Annotated in this window: 13 protein-coding genes; 8 read left to right on the plus strand and 5 right to left on the minus strand. The window is 36.2% G+C overall.

Going from position 1 to position 18,067, the window contains the following annotated elements; all coding sequences use genetic code 11:
- Positions 1-4: 4 nt before the first annotated feature.
- Together L1I30_RS13510 and L1I30_RS13515 are read left to right on the plus strand one after the other, a co-directional pair.
- Positions 5-1,777: a PAS domain S-box protein gene (locus L1I30_RS13510; RefSeq protein ID WP_236134831.1), complete on the plus strand. Its 1,773-nt coding sequence runs from the start codon at positions 5-7 to the stop codon at positions 1,775-1,777.
- Positions 1,770-2,162 carry a response regulator gene (locus tag L1I30_RS13515; protein ID WP_236134832.1) on the plus strand — a complete coding sequence of 131 codons (393 nt, stop codon included), beginning with the start codon at positions 1,770-1,772 and terminating at the stop codon, positions 2,160-2,162. The genes L1I30_RS13510 and L1I30_RS13515 overlap by 8 nt, the downstream gene beginning before the upstream one ends.
- Positions 2,163-2,173: 11 nt before the next feature.
- Here the strand turns inward: L1I30_RS13515 and L1I30_RS13520 are convergent, their stop codons facing one another.
- Positions 2,174-3,253: an endonuclease/exonuclease/phosphatase family protein gene (locus tag L1I30_RS13520; RefSeq protein ID WP_236134833.1), complete on the minus strand. Its 1,080-nt coding sequence runs from the start codon at positions 3,251-3,253 to the stop codon at positions 2,174-2,176.
- A 39-nt stretch (positions 3,254-3,292) separates the two neighbouring features.
- Complete coding sequence (locus L1I30_RS13525) at positions 3,293-4,123, minus strand: phosphatase PAP2 family protein (RefSeq protein ID WP_236134834.1); 831 nt, start codon at positions 4,121-4,123, stop codon at positions 3,293-3,295.
- A gap of 206 nt (positions 4,124-4,329) precedes the next feature.
- On the opposite strand from L1I30_RS13525, the gene L1I30_RS13530 reads away from it, so the two are divergent.
- The 6 genes from L1I30_RS13530 (at position 4,330) to thrC (ending at position 12,599) form a co-directional block, all read left to right on the plus strand.
- Positions 4,330-5,460 carry a vWA domain-containing protein gene (locus L1I30_RS13530; protein WP_236134835.1) on the plus strand — a complete coding sequence of 377 codons (1,131 nt, stop codon included), beginning with the start codon at positions 4,330-4,332 and terminating at the stop codon, positions 5,458-5,460.
- Positions 5,461-5,498: 38 nt separating this feature from the next.
- Positions 5,499-6,962 (plus strand): MoxR family ATPase, encoded by a 1,464-nt coding sequence (locus tag L1I30_RS13535; RefSeq protein ID WP_236134836.1) that lies wholly within the window; start codon positions 5,499-5,501, stop codon positions 6,960-6,962.
- A 73-nt stretch (positions 6,963-7,035) separates the two neighbouring features.
- A complete protein-coding gene (locus tag L1I30_RS13540; protein WP_236134837.1) occupies positions 7,036-7,449 on the plus strand; it encodes an ester cyclase in 414 nt (137 codons plus the stop codon).
- 483 nt (positions 7,450-7,932) lie between these two features.
- Positions 7,933-10,380, plus strand: coding sequence for a bifunctional aspartate kinase/homoserine dehydrogenase I (gene thrA / locus L1I30_RS13545; RefSeq protein ID WP_236134838.1), 2,448 nt, complete (start codon positions 7,933-7,935; stop codon positions 10,378-10,380).
- A 3-nt stretch (positions 10,381-10,383) separates the two neighbouring features.
- Positions 10,384-11,304, plus strand: coding sequence for a homoserine kinase (locus L1I30_RS13550; protein ID WP_236134839.1), 921 nt, complete (start codon positions 10,384-10,386; stop codon positions 11,302-11,304).
- Positions 11,304-12,599: a threonine synthase gene (gene thrC / locus L1I30_RS13555; protein ID WP_236134840.1), complete on the plus strand. Its 1,296-nt coding sequence runs from the start codon at positions 11,304-11,306 to the stop codon at positions 12,597-12,599. The genes L1I30_RS13550 and thrC overlap by 1 nt, the downstream gene beginning before the upstream one ends.
- Before the next feature lie 57 nt (positions 12,600-12,656).
- On the opposite strand, the gene L1I30_RS13560 is transcribed toward thrC, so the two are convergent.
- The 3 genes from L1I30_RS13560 to L1I30_RS13570 are packed head-to-tail and all read right to left on the minus strand — an operon-like array spanning position 12,657 to position 17,897.
- Positions 12,657-14,144 (minus strand): S10 family peptidase, encoded by a 1,488-nt coding sequence (locus tag L1I30_RS13560; protein WP_236134841.1) that lies wholly within the window; start codon positions 14,142-14,144, stop codon positions 12,657-12,659.
- A 35-nt stretch (positions 14,145-14,179) separates the two neighbouring features.
- Positions 14,180-15,850 (minus strand): ABC1 kinase family protein, encoded by a 1,671-nt coding sequence (locus L1I30_RS13565; protein WP_236134842.1) that lies wholly within the window; start codon positions 15,848-15,850, stop codon positions 14,180-14,182.
- Between the two features lie 46 nt (positions 15,851-15,896).
- Positions 15,897-17,897 carry a cation:proton antiporter gene (locus tag L1I30_RS13570; protein ID WP_236134843.1) on the minus strand — a complete coding sequence of 667 codons (2,001 nt, stop codon included), beginning with the start codon at positions 17,895-17,897 and terminating at the stop codon, positions 15,897-15,899.
- Between the last annotated feature and the right edge of the window lie 170 nt (positions 17,898-18,067).

Genomic DNA, 18,067 nt, shown 5'->3' on the forward strand with positions numbered 1-18,067 from the left:
TTTTATGCATACTCGTTTAAGCGCATTAGAAATATTAGTAATTGAAGATCATTTAGGAGATTACGTCCTAATAGAGGATTACCTGAGCGAAGAACATTTAGGAATAATGCTTTCTAGGGCTTCAACATTTGGCGAAGCGAAGATTAAATTAAGCTCGCCTACGTGTTTCGATGCTGTTCTACTAGACCTTTCCTTACCCGATGTAGACGATAGCGAAATTCTTGTAAAACAAATTGTAGCCTTAACTAAAAACGTTCCTGTAATAGTACTAACCGGATACGCCAATAAACAATTTGGTGTTAAAACACTTGCGCTGGGCATTTCCGATTATCTTTTAAAAGACGAACTGGACGCTGCAAAGCTTTCTAAAAGTATCTTTTATAGTATTGAACGAAAAAAGATCCAATATCAATTAAGTGAGTCTGAAAAAATTTATAAAAGCTTGTTTGATTCCAGTCCAATGCCCATGTGGGTATTAGATAAACATTCTCTAGAATTCATAAAGGTGAATGATGCTGCTATAGAATTATATGGATATTCGAGAGAAGAGTTTTTAAAAATGACTGTAAGGGATCTTTGGATAGAAGAAGTTAAGCTTAAAATAGAAACAATATGGAGTAATAATATTGATGACCTTTTTGAATTAGAAGCTATTCATAAAACAAAGAATGGCAGCATTATTCATGTTCAAATTAAAAGCAATCCAATAGAATTTAATGGAAAGGAAGCAAGAGTTACACTTGTAACCAATGTAACGGCCCAGTTAGAAGCTGAAAGAACGCTTAAGCTAAGGGAACAACGTTTTAAAGCTTTGGTTCAGGATGGTTCAGAATTAGTAATGATTTTGGATTTTGATGGAGCCTTAAAATATGTAAGTCCCGCATCCAATACTATTTTGGGAATTCCTTCGGAAGAATTCTTAAAACATAATTTCTTTTATTCAATTCATCAAGATGATATTAAAGATGTACAAGAGCATATTTTTAAACTTCATGATAATAAAAGAATTCAAATTCCAACATATAGAGTTAAAACTGCTAATAATCGGTGGCGATGGATAGAGACTATAGTTACTAATTTAAATGATGATCCGGCGGTTAATGGTATAGTAGCTAACTCTAGAGATATTACAGAATTTGTAAATCAGGAGAAAAAGCTTATTGAAAGTCTTCAACGTTATGATATTGTAGCAAAAGCCACCAGCGACACCATAACAGATTATGATGTGGAACAAAACATCATGAACTACAATGAAGGTATTGAAACTATGTTTGGGTATAATAGAGATACAGTAGAAAGATCTCGAGAATGGTTCCAGTCTAGAATTCACCCAGAAGATAAAGAGCGCGTACTTGCAAAAGTGGCTGAGGTATACAAGAATGGTCATCCAACTATTCAAATAGAATATAGATTTTGCTGCTCAAATGGCACCTACAAATATGTATTAGATAGAAGTTATCTTGTTTCAGATACTTCTGGAAAACCTTTAAGAATGATTGGCTCTATGCAGGACATGACCAATATTCATAATTATATTGAAACCATAGAAAATCATAATGCACGGCTAAAGGAAATTGCATGGACACAATCTCATGTGGTGAGAGCTCCTCTGGCGAGAATTATGGGGATAATCGATTTATTGCAAAATCATGATAATGTTGAAGATAGCAGTCAGATGCTGGAACATATTATTACATCTGCGCAGGAATTGGATATAATAATTAGAAAAATTTCAAATAAAACCGAATTGGTTAAACAAAACTCTCTTAATGCTTAAAGTGCTAATAATAGATGATGACGATATTGTGCTTTTTATACAGCGCAAAATGCTCCAGAAAAGTGGAATTACTGATTCTCCTAAGCTATACAGTGTAGGGCAGGAAGCACTCGATTTTTTAACCCAGGAAGAACCTGGTCATCATTATTTAATCTTATTGGATATTAATATGCCAGGAATAAGTGGATGGGAATTCTTAGAAAATTTAAAAACCTTATCCATTTTGCCTTTTGTCCATGTTTTAATGGTTACTTCGTCTATTGATAGTTTTGATAAAGAAAAGGCAAAGGCGTATAACAATGTTTTTGATTTTATAGAGAAACCTATTACAATTGAAAATTGTTATAAGGTGAAGAACCACCCCGAATTAAAGCAGTTTTTTTAATAGAAGGAGGATTAGATTTCTGTTTCCTTTGGATGACCGTTTTCTATTTTTTCATCTGCCCATTCTTTTTCTTCTTCGGTAGCCTCTTCGGTTTCCTGTTGAAGAATTTCTGCTCTTGGAGCATAATTCAGCTTTATGAACATAGGGAAATGGTCTGATCCTACGCTATTTAAACGGGCTAATTCTATAAGTGTAAAATCGTTGGTATGGAAAACATGATCCAGAGGCCATCTCAATAATGCATAGCCTGTGTGAAATGTATTATAAAAACCTCTTCCAATCCTAGGGTCTAATAACCCACTTAATTTATGAAATAACTTGGTGGTTCTGGACCAGGCCACATCATTTAGATCTCCAATTACTAAAACAGATTCTTCATCTTTTTTTACTTCTCTTCCTACTAAAAGGAGTTCGGCATCTCTGTTTGTAGAGGTATCACTTTCTGTGGGACTTGGTGGTTTTGGATGTAGACAGTGTATTTTTACTCTTGCACCATTATTTAATCTAACATACCCGTGTATAGAAGGAATATCATCCTCAATGATATACTTTATTTCTATATCCTCTAATTTTAGTTTAGAGTAGAGATGCATACCATATAAATTATCTTTAGGAATTTTTACGGTGTGCGGATAATCCTGTTCTATTACTTCTAATTCCCGCTGCCAGCGTTCATCGGTCTCTAAAGTTAGAAGTAAATCCGGTTTGTTTTTATGAACCTCTTTAATAAGCTTGTCTGATCGTTTATTAGGAGTAAGTACATTGCTAACCAAAATAGAAATTGATGTATCAGGATCATCACCCCTAAAAGACAGGACTTGCTTTTTAGAAAATGGAGTATAAGGAAATATTTTAACGGCCTGATAAATAAAACTCCCCAGCAATAGAAACACCAATAGGTAATGCCAGTATTCATTAAACGAATAGCTGAAAATGGCAGCAATTATAACAACAATTATTAAAACACTAATTTGTATCCTTGGAAAATCAAATCCTCTAATCCACCATTGGTCATATGTTGTAAGAGATGCCAATGTGGGAATAAGCATAAGAATTCCAAAAATGGTAACTATAATCTCAGAAAAGGGCATTTCGTGTTTTTTGTGTTGTTAAATTTATTAATTTCTTATTTAAAACTGATAGGTCATCCCTAAACCTTGTGAAGTGGTATTAAATTCTCCCTGGTTAAATGTAGTTACAGGATATACTTGAAGATTCTTATTACCAACTTTATGTAATTCGGGAATTAAGATCCCACTAGCTGCTCCTACTGCATATCCTATTAAATTATCGGTTAAGAAGTGTTTACCGGCTTTAATTCTAAGATATCCTGTCGTGGCAGGTATGGCGGCAGCAACTCCCCATACCAAAGGTTTTAGTGAAGAATCAGGATTGAAATCGTTATATATTTTTGCGGCAAAAAAACTTGCTGCAGCGGTAGCGGCAGTATGCCCGGCAAAAAAAGCACGTTGTTCGTCACTTGCTATCCTGTCTTCTTCAGGTAAAGAGGTGTTGTAAACTCGGGGTCTGCTTTTTTCTACTAAACCAGCCGTTATAGAAAATAATGCTCCAGTGGTAGCCATGGTCTCTACAAATAAAACTGAAATTTGCCCTGCATTTTGGCGTTCGTTCTCGTTCAACATAAGCAATAAGGGAAGGGCGAAAGAACCGTACATAGGAATATAACTGTCCTTATTAGCCTGTTCTGAATCATACCCTGCTGCCCATCGGTCTATTCCCCAAACATCATCTTTAGATAAGTTATTCAATTCATTAATTGTAAGGTCATCTTTATTTTGAATAAGTTTAACTCCCAATACATTAAGGCCTAATCCCGTAGTAATATAAATCCCATCTTTTAAGAAATCAGTTTTATAGGGGGAAGTGTTTGTCTCCTGAGCAAAAGAATTATGTGATAATATCAGGCCTAGAAAAATCAAAAAAAGGGACTTTAACTTCATAAATATATTTTTATTCAAATCTCTAATTTCTTCAGGAAATTCAAGAAGCATTTAAGAAAAGTATAACAGGAATTAATTACCTGTATAATTTATAGAAATTCTTATGAGCCCCTAACATGCGAAAAGTAGAATACTTAACAAAACTTTATCCCATGTTCATTGCTATCAGCTTTTAAATTCAGTTTAAAATGCATTAACTTTAAACTATGGAAAAGAAGGATTTAAATGTTAGAAAGGGTTTTGTTTTTCATAAATATGAAGAACCGTATAAATCTCCATTCGATAAATTATTTGAAATATTTAAAGAATTAATCACTCATACCTCTGGAGATTTTGATGAGGCCATTGAGTGGTTACGTCAGTTAGACGTGGAATATAAATTGACTGATGATAGTTATACCATAGATGATTTTATTGAAGATCTTAAAAAAAAGGGATATATACGCGAAGAAATAGATCCCGATGGGAATGGGGGAGTGGTCATTACAGCAAAAACGGAACGAGCAATCCGCCAGCAGGCGCTAAATCAAATCTTCGGAAAATTAAAACGTAGCGGTGCCGGAAATCATTCAACGAAACATCAGGGCTTAGGAGATGAGCACACCGGAGAATTCAAAACCTTTCAATACGGGGACTCTTTAGATAAAATTTCAATGACAGAGAGTTTACGAAATGCTCAGATAAATCATGGCACCGGCGATTTTAAGATGACGGAAGATGACCTTGTTATAGAAGAGACTCATCATAAATCTCAAATGAGTACCGTGCTAATGATTGATATAAGTCATAGTATGATTCTGTATGGTGAAGATAGGATAACTCCGGCAAAGAAAGTGGCTATGGCTTTAGCCGAATTGATAACTACAAGATACCCTAAAGATACTCTCGATATCCTGGTTTTTGGGAATGATGCATGGGCTATTTCCATTGCAGATCTACCTTATTTAAAAGTAGGGCCTTATCACACTAATACCGTGGCGGGGTTGGAGCTGGCTATGGATTTGCTACGAAGAAAACGTAATACCAATAAACAGATTTTTATGATCACCGATGGAAAACCTAGTTGCATTCGAGAACGAGATGGTTCGTATTACAAAAACTCTGTAGGTCTGGATCCGTTTATTATTGATAAGTGCTACAATAAAGCCCAACAAGCTCGAAAATTACATATTCCAATTACAACTTTTATGATTGCTCAAGACCCTTATCTGGAGCGATTTGTGCGAGAATTTACGCAGGCCAATCAAGGAAAAGCCTTTTTTACAGGACTTAAAGGTTTGGGCGAAATGATCTTTGAAGATTACGAAGCGAATCGAAAAAAAAGGATAAAAGGGTAAGTACCTGCCAGAATTAAACTAATAGTAAAAAGAAAAAGATGAAAATTGAAAATATAAAGACGCTGGGAGAACTTATAGCCTCCGGATATGAGTCAAAAAGTATAAAAGAAGAGTTAAGACAAAATTTGCTCTCTAAAATTAAGAATAAAGAAACCTCATTTGAAGGAATTCACGGATATGAAAACACAGTAATCCCGGAACTGGAACGTGCAATACTCTCAAAACATAATATTAATTTATTGGGATTACGAGGGCAGGCCAAAACCAGATTGGCAAGAATGATGGTGAATTTGCTGGATGAATGGATTCCTATTGTAGCAGGTTCAGAAATAAATGACGATCCGCTACAGCCAATTTCCAGATATTCTAAGGAATTAATTAGTGAGAAAGGGGATCAAACCCCTATTACATGGATACACAGAGAAGAGCGATTTTTCGAGAAACTGGCCACTCCTGATGTTACAGTGGCCGATTTAATTGGCGATGTAGATCCAATTAAAGCTGCAAACCTAAAACTAAGTTATGCCGACGACCGAGTAATTCATTTTGGTATGATTCCCAGAGCGAATAGAAGTATATTTGTTATAAACGAACTTCCCGATCTACAGGCTAGAATTCAGGTAGCACTCTTCAATATTTTACAGGAAGGTGATATTCAAATTCGAGGATTTAAGCTTAGATTACCGTTAGATATGCAATTCGTTTTTACCGCCAACCCCGAGGATTACACCAATAGAGGAAGTATAGTAACTCCGTTAAAAGATAGGATAGGTTCTCAAATTCTTACCCATTATCCACATAATATTGAGATTGCTAAAACAATAACACAACAAGAAGCAAAACTCGATTCCAGACAGGCCGATTTAGTGCATGTTCCCGAATTAGCAAAAGATCTTTTAGAGCAAATTAGTTTTGAAGCACGAGATAACGAATTTATAGATTCCAGAAGTGGGATTAGTGCTAGGTTGAGTATTTCCGCTTTTGAAAATCTTTTGAGCGCGGCCGAGCGTCGTACTGTTATTGCCGGAGAAGAAAAGACCTCCATTCGTTTTGGGGATTTTATGGGAGTTATTCCGGCCATTACCGGGAAAGTGGAGTTAGTTTATGAAGGTGAACAGGAAGGAAGTGCTTTTGTTGCTGAACAGCTCATTGGAGATGCGGTTAAGACGTTATTCAATAGATACTTTCCGAAAATCGAAAAATTGGAAAAGGAGGATGCTGAAAATCCATATAACGATCTTGTGGAATGGTTCTTTGCTGAAAGTGGTTTCGAATTATTAGATGAAATAACCGAGAAGGAATACCATGAAAAGTTAGATTCTATTCCACCCCTGAATAAATTGATTGAGAAGTATCAAAATGAGTCTCCAGAAGAAGATAAATATTTCTTGAAAGAATTTTTACTTTGGGGATTAGTAGAGTATAAGAAACTAAATAAATATCGGTCGGCTGAAGGTGTTCAGTTCAAAGACCTTTATGGGAGCTATATAAGTGGTTTGTAAACTTAACATTGCCTTAGTACAAGGATTGAAAGACTAGTAATAACTTGGGGCTATATAATTATATAAAATAGGTATGAGTCAGGAAAAGAATATAAAGGCCCAAGAGAAATTTGCAGAGGCAATTAATACCGGTAATCTTGAATGGATAAGAGAAGTAGTAGACGACAAGGTAAAAGACCATGATCCTGCACCTATGCAAGGTCCGGGGCCGCAAGGTTTTATAGATTTTTTTAGTATGATGCGCACTGCTTTTCCCGATTTGAAGGCTGAGGTAGAGCATATGGTAACCGATAAAGAGAATGTTAGTTTTGCTTATACGGTGTCCGGAACTCATAAAGGAGAATTTATGGGAGTATCGCCAACGGGAAAACAATTTAGCGTGAGAGGGATGCAAATAGGGCGTTTTGAAGATGGTAAATTAATAGAACGTTGGGGGAGTAGTGATGAATTAGGCATTTTAAAGCAATTAGGCGTTCAGGTAATTTGATAGCTTAATGTATGTTGTGTAAAAAAGGCAGTGAAAGAATTAAAATTTTTTCACTGCCTTTTTAATTTATGACGGGTTGTTTTAAATTAATTCTGCAAAAAACCTTTTCAAACGTAAATTTTTAAACCTGGCTAAAGTTTTTCAGATTAATAATAATGTGAAATTGAAAATATAAAAGTTCTATTTTATGAATTCTATAATTTAAATTCCCTAAAAAGAGAATTTCATAAAAGTTGATTTAAATTCTATGTTTTGTTTTTTTTACTGATGAAAATATATACTTTTAACATCAGTTTTAAGGGAAAACATGAAAAATTCGTATTCATTCCGTAATATATTAGTAGTTGGAGCCATTACTTCAGGCACAATTGCTATTACTATGTTTTCTATTACCCCTTTGGGGTATTATATGTAAAACTTCGTCCGCACCTATATTTTCCTAGAATAAATTCATCTTTTTTTAAATCATAAATTATTACAGCCATGAATATTTTGAAGTTCGGAGGCTCTTCGTTAGCATCTCCAAGTAGAATTAAATTAGTTGCAGAAACCGTAAAAGCACAAATGAATGAAGGCACTACGATTGTTGTGTTTTCGGCTTTTGGCGGTGTAACTAATGACTTCCTTTATATGGCTGATCTTGCCTCAAAAGAGGATCTCAGTTATAAGGAAATCCTTCAGAGAAATGAAAAAAGGCATTTGGACGCGGTAAAGGAGTTGGTACCAATTAATACACAAAGTGGAATTTTAAGTAGGGTTAAAGGTGAGTTTAATAGACTGGAAACCTTATATGAAGGAGTTTACTTGTTAAATGAACTTTCCAATAAGACAAAACATGTAGTTGCCAGCTTTGGTGAGCTATTGTCCTCACTTATAATTACTGAATATTTTAAAAGCATTGGCCTTCAGGTTGAATTTGTAGATTCGAGAGAACTAATTGTTTGCAAAAATAACAATGAAAAAGTGCAGGTAAATTATAGTAAAACTAACTCCAACATCACGACTTACTTTGACGAGCACAAAGCAAAACTTTTCGTGGCACCTGGGTTTGTAGCTAAGAATGATCAAGGAGTGCCAAGTACTTTAGGACGAGGGGGATCAGATTTTACGGCGGCTATATTTGCGGGTGCTTTAGATGCCGAGAAAGTTTTGATATATACCGATGTGGATGGAATGTATACAGCCAATCCAAGTCTTGTTTCTCAGGCATATCCTTTAAAAAATATCTCTTATGAAGAAGCGATGGAATTATCTCATTTTGGAGCAAAAGTACTTTATCCTCCAACCCTTCACCCTGTACTAAGCAAGCAAATAGAAATTCATATAAAAAACACCTTTAAACCAGAAGAACGGGGGACGGTGATCTCTAAGTCCAGTAAGGAGAACTTTAGATGGGTTACAGGGATCACTCATATAGATTCTATCAAGTTATTGAATATAGAAGGCAGTGGCATGGTAGGAATCCCCGGTTTTTCAAAACGTCTTTTTGAAGTTTTGTATCAGGAGAAGATAAATGTAGTTTTAATTACTCAAGCTTCCTCCGAACATAGTATTTGTATTGCTGTGAAGGATGATGAAGCCACGCAGGCTAAGGATGCTTTAGATGAAGCTTTTCTAACTGAGATTCAGAACAATAAGATTAAACCGGTAGAAATTGAAGAAAATGTAGCTATTGTGGCACTGGTTGGTGACAGAATGCGAAGTCATCATGGTCTTAGCGGGAAGATGTTTAGTGCCTTAGGAAATAATAACATCAATATTAGGGCTATAGCACAGGGGTCTTCAGAAAGAAATATCTCGACAGTAATTGCGAAAAAGGATGTGAAAAAAGCATTGAATACCTTACACGAGCAATTTTTCGAAGTACCTTCAAAAGAACTTAACTTATTTATTACCGGTGTTGGAAATGTAGGTAGTAAGCTTATTGATCAGTTGAAACAGCAGGAAACTTATTTGCTGGAAAAACTCCGACTTAAAGTGCGAGTTCTTGGTCTTTCAAACTCTAGAAAGATGGTATTTAATGAGGAGGGTATAGACCTAAATTCCTGGAAGGAAATACTTGAAAACGGTGAAAATGCTACTAAAGAAGGATTTTTTGAAAAAGTAAAGGAACTTAACTTAAGGAATAGCATATTTGTGGATAATACGGCCAGTCCTGAAATAGCGGCATGGTATAAAAAATATCTGGCAAATTCTATTTCGGTAGTGACTTGTAATAAGATAGCTTGTGCCGATGATCTTGTGAATTATCAGAAATTACAGGACCTGTCACGAGAATATGGAGCTTCTTTCTTATATGAAACCAATGTGGGAGCGGGGTTACCGATTATTGATACCTTAAAGAACTTAATGGCATCCGGAGATAGGGTGCATAAGATACAGGCAGTACTTTCAGGAAGTCTGAATTTTGTTTTCAATAATTATAACGCAGAAGAGCCATTTTATAAAACCGTGGAGCAGGCAATGGTTGAAGGTTATACTGAACCGGATCCGAAAATTGATTTAAGTGGAATTGATGTATCCCGTAAAATCCTGATTTTAGCCAGAGAAAGTGGTCTGGAAATGGAACTTAGCGATATTGAGAATGATAGTTTCCTGTCTCAAGAAAGCTTAGACGCGGCAACTAACGAGGCATTTTTTGATCTCCTGCAAAAGGATGAAGAAAAGTTCAAAAACATGTATAAAGATGCTGAAGCTAATAATAAGCAGCTAAAGTATGTCGCCCAACTGGATAATGGAAAGGCTAAAGTAGGATTACAACAGGTGGGAGCAGAACATCCTTTCTATAATTTAAGCGGTAGCGATAATATTGTTTTATTCTTTACAAACAGGTACAGTCAGCAACCTTTAATTGTGAAAGGGGCTGGTGCCGGGGCCGATGTTACTGCTTCCGGGATATTTGCAGATGTAATTCGAATAGGTAAAAAATAGCTCATGGAAGATATTAAAATTTTTGCCCCGGCAACAGTCGCAAATCTCTCCTGTGGGTTTGATGTATTGGGATGTTGTCTGGACAATGTGGGAGACGAAATGCTTCTTCGCAAGAACGATCTCAATGAGCTTAGAATTACAAGAATTAGCGGCCAGGATCTTCCCATGGAAACTCATAAGAATGTTGCAGGGGTAGCAGTACAGGCATTGCTGAAACAACTAGATTTTACTCAAGGATTCGATATTGAGATAGACAAACATATTAAAGCGGGTAGTGGAATAGGCAGTAGTGCAGCGAGCTCAGCCGGTGCGGTATATGGGATTAATAAGCTTTTAGGAGAGCCATTTACAGTAAAAGAGCTTATACCCTTTGCAATGGAGGGTGAACGACTGGCCAGTGGGAATGCTCATGCCGATAATGTTGCTCCCGCCCTCATGGGAGGTTTTAGCCTAGTAAGAAGTTATGACCCTTTAGAAGTACTTGCATTACCATCGCCTCCTAAACTACGAGTGGTTATTTTACATCCTTTAATTGAAGTGAAAACCAAAGATTCTAGGGCAATAATAAAACAAAATGTGAATTTGCAAGATGCAATAACTCAATGGGGAAACTTAGGAGCTTTGGTAAGTGCGCTATATGTAGAAGATTACGAATTGTTTGGACGTAGCTTACACGATAAGATCATCGAACCGGTACGCTCAATTTTAATTCCATATTTTGATGAACTTAAACAAATTGCAATGGAAAGTGGGGCTTTAGGCTTTGGAATTTCAGGGTCGGGACCTTCAGTTTTTGCTATGTGCAAGGGAGATGAGGTTGCGGTAAGTGTAAGGGAAGCAATGCAACTATTTTATCAGGAAAAAGGAATAGATTTCGATCTTCACCATTCAGAAATTAATACTCAAGGAATAAAAATCATATAATGCGATATTTCAGTTTAAATAATAGAGAACATACCTCCACTTTTGAAAATGCTGTACTAAAAGGACTGGCTCCCGATAAGGGTTTGTATTTTCCGGAAAAGATCGTCAGTTTACCTAAGTCCTTTTTCAAGGATATCAATGGATTTTCTAAAACTGATCTGGCCTTTCAGGTAATAAAAAATTATGTAGGTGATGAAATTCCTGCTTCAGAGTTAACAAAAATAATAGCACATACCTTGGACTTTGAATTTCCGGTGGTGCCCTTAAAAGAGAACGTTGGCGTTCTGGAGCTTTTTCATGGTCCAACCATGGCTTTCAAAGATGTGGGTGCAAGGTTTATGGCCGGAAGTCTGGGGTACTTCATTAATAAAGGAAATGTTGGAAAAGTAACCGTTCTGGTAGCGACATCTGGGGATACAGGAGGAGCAGTAGCCAACGGTTTTCTTGGGGTAGAGGGGATAGATGTGGTAATTCTATATCCTAAAGGTAAGGTAAGTGAGATCCAAGAAAAGCAACTAACCACACTCGGGCAAAATGTGATCGCTCTAGAAGTAGATGGCGCTTTTGACGAATGCCAAGATATGGTAAAACAAGCCTTTTTAGATGAGGAAATTCAAATGCAGCGTCAATTAACTTCAGCTAATTCAATTAATGTGGCACGATGGTTACCGCAAATGTTCTATTATTTTATCGCCTATCAGCAATTAGCTGAAATCGATAAAAAATTGGTGTTTTCAGTTCCCAGCGGAAACTTTGGAAATATATGTGCTGGAATGCTGGCATCTAAAATGGGATTGCCTATAGATCATTTCGTGGCATCCAGCAACGCTAATGATGTGGTGGGAAGATATCTCAATTCTGAAATATATGAGCCTAAACCTAGTGTGGCCACTATTTCTAATGCAATGGATGTTGGAAACCCCAGTAATTTTATTAGGATAATGGAGCTTTTTGATAAAGATTTTAAAGTTCTTAAAGATCATTTGTCCTCTTATAGTTTTTCTGATGATCTTACCAAAAAGGCAATGAAAGACGTGTTTGAGGAAACAGGCTATGTTATGGATCCTCATGGAGCTGTTGGATATTTAGGACTACAGGAATTTCTAAAGAAGCACCTAGATTATTACGGGACTTTTTTAGAAACAGCACACCCTGTAAAGTTTTTAGAAACCGTAGAGAGTGTTATTGGAAGCAAATTGGAAATTCCTCCAACCATAAACGCTATTTTAAACAAGCAAAAGAAATCTATCGGGATAAAAGATTATACCGACCTAAAGGCTTACTTACTTAGTTAAAATAAAAAAATCCTTTCAATGTACTTTGAAAGGATTTTTAATTAGGTACAACTCCAATTATTGAGCAGTATATTTTGCCGATTCTCCCTCTTTAGGAAGTGATTTTAAAATGAAGTCTCTTATATCATTATTTGCATTCTTAAGATCTTCATTTCTCAAATACATCATATGCCCGCTTCGGTAGCCTTTAAAACTTAGTCTATCTTGCATCTTTCCGCTTGGGTCCAATTGCCACATAGAATATTTCGCGTTAAAATAGGTGGTGGCTCCATCAAAATATCCAGACTGTATCATTACGTCGAGATTAGGGTTTTGCGCCATAGCCTGTCTTAAATTCTCTCCTGTATTATCACCGCTTCTATCCCATGGATGTACAGGGCCAAACATATTATATTTAATATCAGTTTTGAAATTCAATTCCTGTTGCAAATAATAATTAATAGCCGGAGTGAATGAATGTAGCCATGAAGTAAGTTCTGCATTATAATCAGGTGAATCTCCCGCTTCTTTAGAGTCTATTCCAAGATATCTAGAATCTAATCTTCCTACTGTATATGCCTTATCTCTCATAAGCTCTTTCCAGAAATAGCGAAATGGCACGGCCAGATTATTTTGCTGAATAACCTGTTGAGAGATACCCGAATAATAGGCCATTTTTTGAGCAATCTCATTTTTTTTCTCTGTTGAAGTAAAACCGCCTTTTATTAAAACAGGAAGTACAGAGTTTATGGTATAATTCTCCACTTCTTCAAGTAAACGTTCAAGATCTTTACTTTGTAATTCGGACGGTAATTTATGATGGTACCACGCAGCAGCTGTGAAATAGGGAAGCCTATTTGCTATTTCTACAGGCCCGTTACGTTCAATACCAAGTTCGGTAGGAGATACAAGAATTACTCCGTTCAAATACATCCATTGGCTGTTTTGTAGTTCTAAAGCTAATCCTGATACTCTTGTAGTTCCATAACTCTCACCAATGAGATATTTTGGAGACAGCCATCGGTTCTTTCTGGTGACAAACGTATTTATCCATTCTGCTAAATATTTGATATCTGCCTGCACACCAAAGAAATCTTTCTTATCTGATTTTTCCTCGTCGATAATTCGGGAATACCCAGTATTCACAGGATTTACGTAAACAATATCAGCAATATCCAATATAGAATAAGGGTTTTCTTTCACACCATAGGGCTGTACGGGAAAACCTTCATTATCAATTTTCAGAATTCTCGGTCCTGTATATGCCAAATGCATCCATACTGAAGCTGAGCCAGGACCGCCGTTAAATGAAATGACCAAAGGCCTGTTTTCAGTATTTTTAATATCATTTCGTTTATAATAGGTGTAGAATAAACTTGCTGTAGGATTCCCATCTTTATCCCACACGGGTTGAGTTCCCGTTTGAGCGGTATAATTTATATTTTTTCCATTGATCGATACAGAATGATTGCTTACCACCATAGTATCTATAGGAAGTGATACTTTTTGAGCCAATGCAGAAGCTGTAATTAAGAGGCAGCCTGCAACTAAAGATATATATTTCATGTAGTATAGTTAATTTGTTAGAAAATTTTGAACTGTTATTTCTTTTTATTGAAGCCTTCATCTTTAAAAACGATAGTATAGCTAAGTAAAATTCCTCCAATAGCTGCTAAAAAGAAGAAAATAATTGCCAAGCCCGGGTAGCCAAGGATTCTGAAGTTAGACGGTATCCTCATAAGCATGGAGGCACCTACGATCATAGATGCGATAATAAGACCTAGGGTTATTCTATTTGCTACTTTCTGAAAGCCATCGGTAAAACGCTTTTCGTCAATAGCATCTATCTTCATTTTAAATTCATTATTGGCAAGATTCTCAGAGATCTTATTGAGCCGTTCTGGCAGATTTTCAGCTAATTTCTTTGATTCCAAAGCTACAGAAAACAGGTTTTCCGGTTTTAATTCCTTATACATTTTAGATTGCATCATCTTATGTACATGAGTTCTAATGGCCTTTCTAAGGTCAAATTCTGGCTCTAATTTGGCTATAATCTGATCAAGATTCAAAAGGATTTTCCCCAGTATATTTACTTCTACACAAATATGAATGTTATTCTCTGCCGCAATCCGGTTCATTTGAATAAGAAGTCTCCCCGTTTCAAGGTCCTTAGCGGTTTGGTTCTGACTATCCATTACTATATAATTGATGGTCTTTCTAAAATTTTTGACATCTGCATCTTCTCCCAATTCACTCATATCCAATAATACATCGGCAGTGGCTTCTCCATCATCCTGACTAAGCGCAATGAGTAATTGTAATAATTTTTCCTGAAGCTGGGGAGTGAATTTAGCAACCATTCCAAGATCCATCAGGGCGACCTGGTTATTGGTAGTTAGATGGATATTTCCCGGGTGCGGATCGGCATGCACAAAACCATCTGTTACAATTTGCTGTAAATAGGCTTCTACAAGCTGATCAACAAGTGGACTGAGATCATTTTCCAATTGTTTAAAAGGAGATATCTCGGTGATCTTTCTTCCTTCCACATATTCCATAGTAAGCACTTTGGAGGAGGAATAATCGAGTATGGGTTGTGGTACGCTTAAATGACTGAATGATTTAAGATTCTTACCTAAAATAATGAGGTTTTGAGCCTCCCTATTATAGTCTAACTCTTGTAAGAGGATTCGTCGTAGTTCAGCTAGCACATCATCAAAAGCATATTTTCGAGCAACATCGGTATGTTTAACCGCAAATTCGGCTAATTCCTTCAAGGTATCCAGATCTTCTAAAAAACGCTTTTTAATACCAGGACGTTGAATTTTAACCGCCACTACTTTTCCGGAGCGCAAAGTGGCTTTATGCACCTGCCCTATAGATGCACTGGCTAGAGGCTCTTCCTGGAAATCATTAAAAGCCTTAGAAATTCTGGTCCCAATTTCTTCTTCCACAATTTTATGAACTTCATCATACGCGATAGGAGGCACATTATCCTGAAGCGAGGTTAATGCCTTTAAATAGGCATCTGGTAATAAATCTGGACGAGTAGAAAGCAGCTGCCCCAGTTTAATATAGGTAGGCCCCATATTTTGAAGATCTTCTACCAGTTCCTCGGGAGACTGCTCGAAATTATCATCATCTTTTTTGGAGTGATCCTTTTCATCTAAGGCTGTAGCAGCGGTTTGATTGAAAAGATCGCTGTTCCAATATTTAAGCATAAAACCTATGAATTTCTGATAACGCAATAAATGATCTGGAACTATAGACATATGTTTTTGAGTTGAATGGTACTTTAAATATAAACTTTTTGAAAAATTAAAGGGATAGAATTCTATTAAGGCTATTAATGTTTGAAGGAGCTCCAAATAAATAAAGTAAATCTCCCTGCTTTATTACTGTGTCCTGAGAGATATCTGTTAAATAATTGGTGTCTCTTTTAATTGCTAAAATGGTTACCCCGTAGTTTTTACCAATACCGGAATCCTGAATGGTTTTTTCTACTACCGAGTTAGCACCTTGTTGTACACTCAAAGTAACAATTTCCTTATTAGGAATGTGTAAATGTTGATAAGAAGGGGTGTGAGGTCCTTTTTTAATCGTTGTTAGCATTTCATAATCTGAAGACCTAACATGATTAATGAATTCCTGTATCTCATCATGCGGAATAAGATATTTCCTTAAAACTCTGCTAAATATTTCTATTGATGTTTCAAATTCTTCAGGAATAACTTCATCGGCTCCCAGGCGTATATTTTCTTCGATTTCACGAACGTATCTTGTTCTAACAATAATATGAGCGATTTGGGTAAAATTTCTTACTCCGTTGATGATCTTTTTAGTTGCGGTAGCATCCGAAATAGCAATTACAACCACACGTGCTTCCTGCACATGTAAGTGCTTTAGAATTTCCGGATTGGTGGCATCTCCAAATACAATTGGTTCTTTTGCCTCTTTTGCTTTTTTAAAGGCTTCGGGTTCCAGGTCTACAACCACATAAGGAATTTGAGCACTTTTAGCGGCTTTTGATATGTTTTCACCATTAATACCATATCCAATAATTACGAGGTGATCTTTTAGATCTTCAAGTGGGGCTTCTTTTAGTTGCTGGGTTCTATGAACATTGTTTAAACGTTTTCTTACCGCCGCCGGAATAGGGATTTTCACTAAATAATAACTTATTTGTGAAGAATAATTCATCAAGAAAGGTGTTAGTGCCATTGTAATGATTGATATGGCAAGAAAGTACTGATAAACATTCTCTGGTAAAAGACCGTTATCCAATCCGACAGTTGATAGCAATAAAGAAAATTCTCCCACCTGGAAAATTGAGAATACCGTCATTAATACCGTTCTGGCCGGATACTTTAGCGTAAGAACAGTTATAGCAAGAATGAGCATTTTAAGAAGTATTACTCCTATTACCAGTAAAAGTATCCAGAAAATATGATGAAAAAAGAAACTTAAATTAAGTAATGAACCTACCGAGATGAAAAAGAAACTAATAAATATTTCCCGGAAGGGAAGCACATTAGCCGTTGCCTGGTGGCTGTAATCTGATTCGGAAATGATCAAACCTGCAAAGAAAGCACCAAGCGCCAGGGAAAGCCCTACCGAAGATGTTAGCCAAGCCACAGAAAAACAGAACACGATGGTTGTAAGAATAAAAAGTTCGCGATTCTTTGTTTTAACCACCATTTTAAATACCCGTGGCACTACGTAAATAGCCAATAGATAAATAACGATACAAACTCCAATTATCTTGATTAAAAGAATTCCTAATGTTTCCCAGATATTATCAGATTGCCCCGCAAGTAATGGGGTTAAGAGCATCATTGGCACAACTACAATATCTTGAAAGATCAAAATTGCCACAGCAATTCTCCCATGAGGGGAAGATACTTCACCTTTTTCCTGAAACAGTTTTAGTACAATAGCTGTACTGCTTAAAGAGAACAGAAAACCAAGGAAAACAGCAGTATTTACGGGCAGTCCCGTAAGATATCCCAATAAAGCAGTAAATAAAATGGTTCCACCCACCTGCATTCCTCCTCCAATAAGAATGGTATTTTTAATAGACGCCAAACCTTTTAAGGAGAGTTCTATTCCAATAACAAAAAGCAGGAAAATTATTCCTATTTCTGAAAGCAATTCTACCTCATGTTGCGAACTAATTAAGTTAAATGCATAGGGTCCCGCTATAATTCCTGCAAGTAAAAACCCCAATAAAGAAGGTACTTTCAGCTTCTGGAACAACAGAATAATGAAAATAGATAAACCTAAAATTACTACAATGTCCTTAAGAATAGGTATTTCCATAATTTAATTTTTCGAAAGTAGTTTTTTATTTAAAAAAACAATTTACAAATTGGAACTTTAAATTCCGGTAAAATAAATGCAATGTTTGCGTCTTCCTTTTAGAGAATAAAAAATAGAATTGTATAAAAAAAGCGGTGACACTATATCACCGCTTTTTTATCTAAAATTTT

It is taken from the genome of Gillisia lutea, from assembly GCF_021568705.1.
In the GTDB taxonomy this organism is placed as follows: domain Bacteria; phylum Bacteroidota; class Bacteroidia; order Flavobacteriales; family Flavobacteriaceae; genus Gillisia; species Gillisia lutea.

Bases quoted from the DNA above. Each gene is read 5' to 3' on its own strand.
- L1I30_RS13510 (WP_236134831.1), top strand. From the start codon at position 5: ATGCATACTCGTTTAAGCGCATTAGAAATATTAGTAATTGAAGATCAT.
- L1I30_RS13515 (WP_236134832.1), top strand. From the start codon at position 1,770: ATGCTTAAAGTGCTAATAATAGATGATGACGATATTGTGCTTTTTATA.
- L1I30_RS13520 (WP_236134833.1), bottom strand. From the start codon at position 3,253: ATGCCCTTTTCTGAGATTATAGTTACCATTTTTGGAATTCTTATGCTT.
- L1I30_RS13525 (WP_236134834.1), bottom strand. From the start codon at position 4,123: ATGAAGTTAAAGTCCCTTTTTTTGATTTTTCTAGGCCTGATATTATCA.
- L1I30_RS13530 (WP_236134835.1), top strand. From the start codon at position 4,330: ATGGAAAAGAAGGATTTAAATGTTAGAAAGGGTTTTGTTTTTCATAAA.
- L1I30_RS13535 (WP_236134836.1), top strand. From the start codon at position 5,499: ATGAAAATTGAAAATATAAAGACGCTGGGAGAACTTATAGCCTCCGGA.
- L1I30_RS13540 (WP_236134837.1), top strand. From the start codon at position 7,036: ATGAGTCAGGAAAAGAATATAAAGGCCCAAGAGAAATTTGCAGAGGCA.
- thrA (WP_236134838.1), top strand. From the start codon at position 7,933: ATGAATATTTTGAAGTTCGGAGGCTCTTCGTTAGCATCTCCAAGTAGA.
- L1I30_RS13550 (WP_236134839.1), top strand. From the start codon at position 10,384: ATGGAAGATATTAAAATTTTTGCCCCGGCAACAGTCGCAAATCTCTCC.
- thrC (WP_236134840.1), top strand. From the start codon at position 11,304: ATGCGATATTTCAGTTTAAATAATAGAGAACATACCTCCACTTTTGAA.
- L1I30_RS13560 (WP_236134841.1), bottom strand. From the start codon at position 14,144: ATGAAATATATATCTTTAGTTGCAGGCTGCCTCTTAATTACAGCTTCT.
- L1I30_RS13565 (WP_236134842.1), bottom strand. From the start codon at position 15,850: ATGTCTATAGTTCCAGATCATTTATTGCGTTATCAGAAATTCATAGGT.
- L1I30_RS13570 (WP_236134843.1), bottom strand. From the start codon at position 17,897: ATGGAAATACCTATTCTTAAGGACATTGTAGTAATTTTAGGTTTATCT.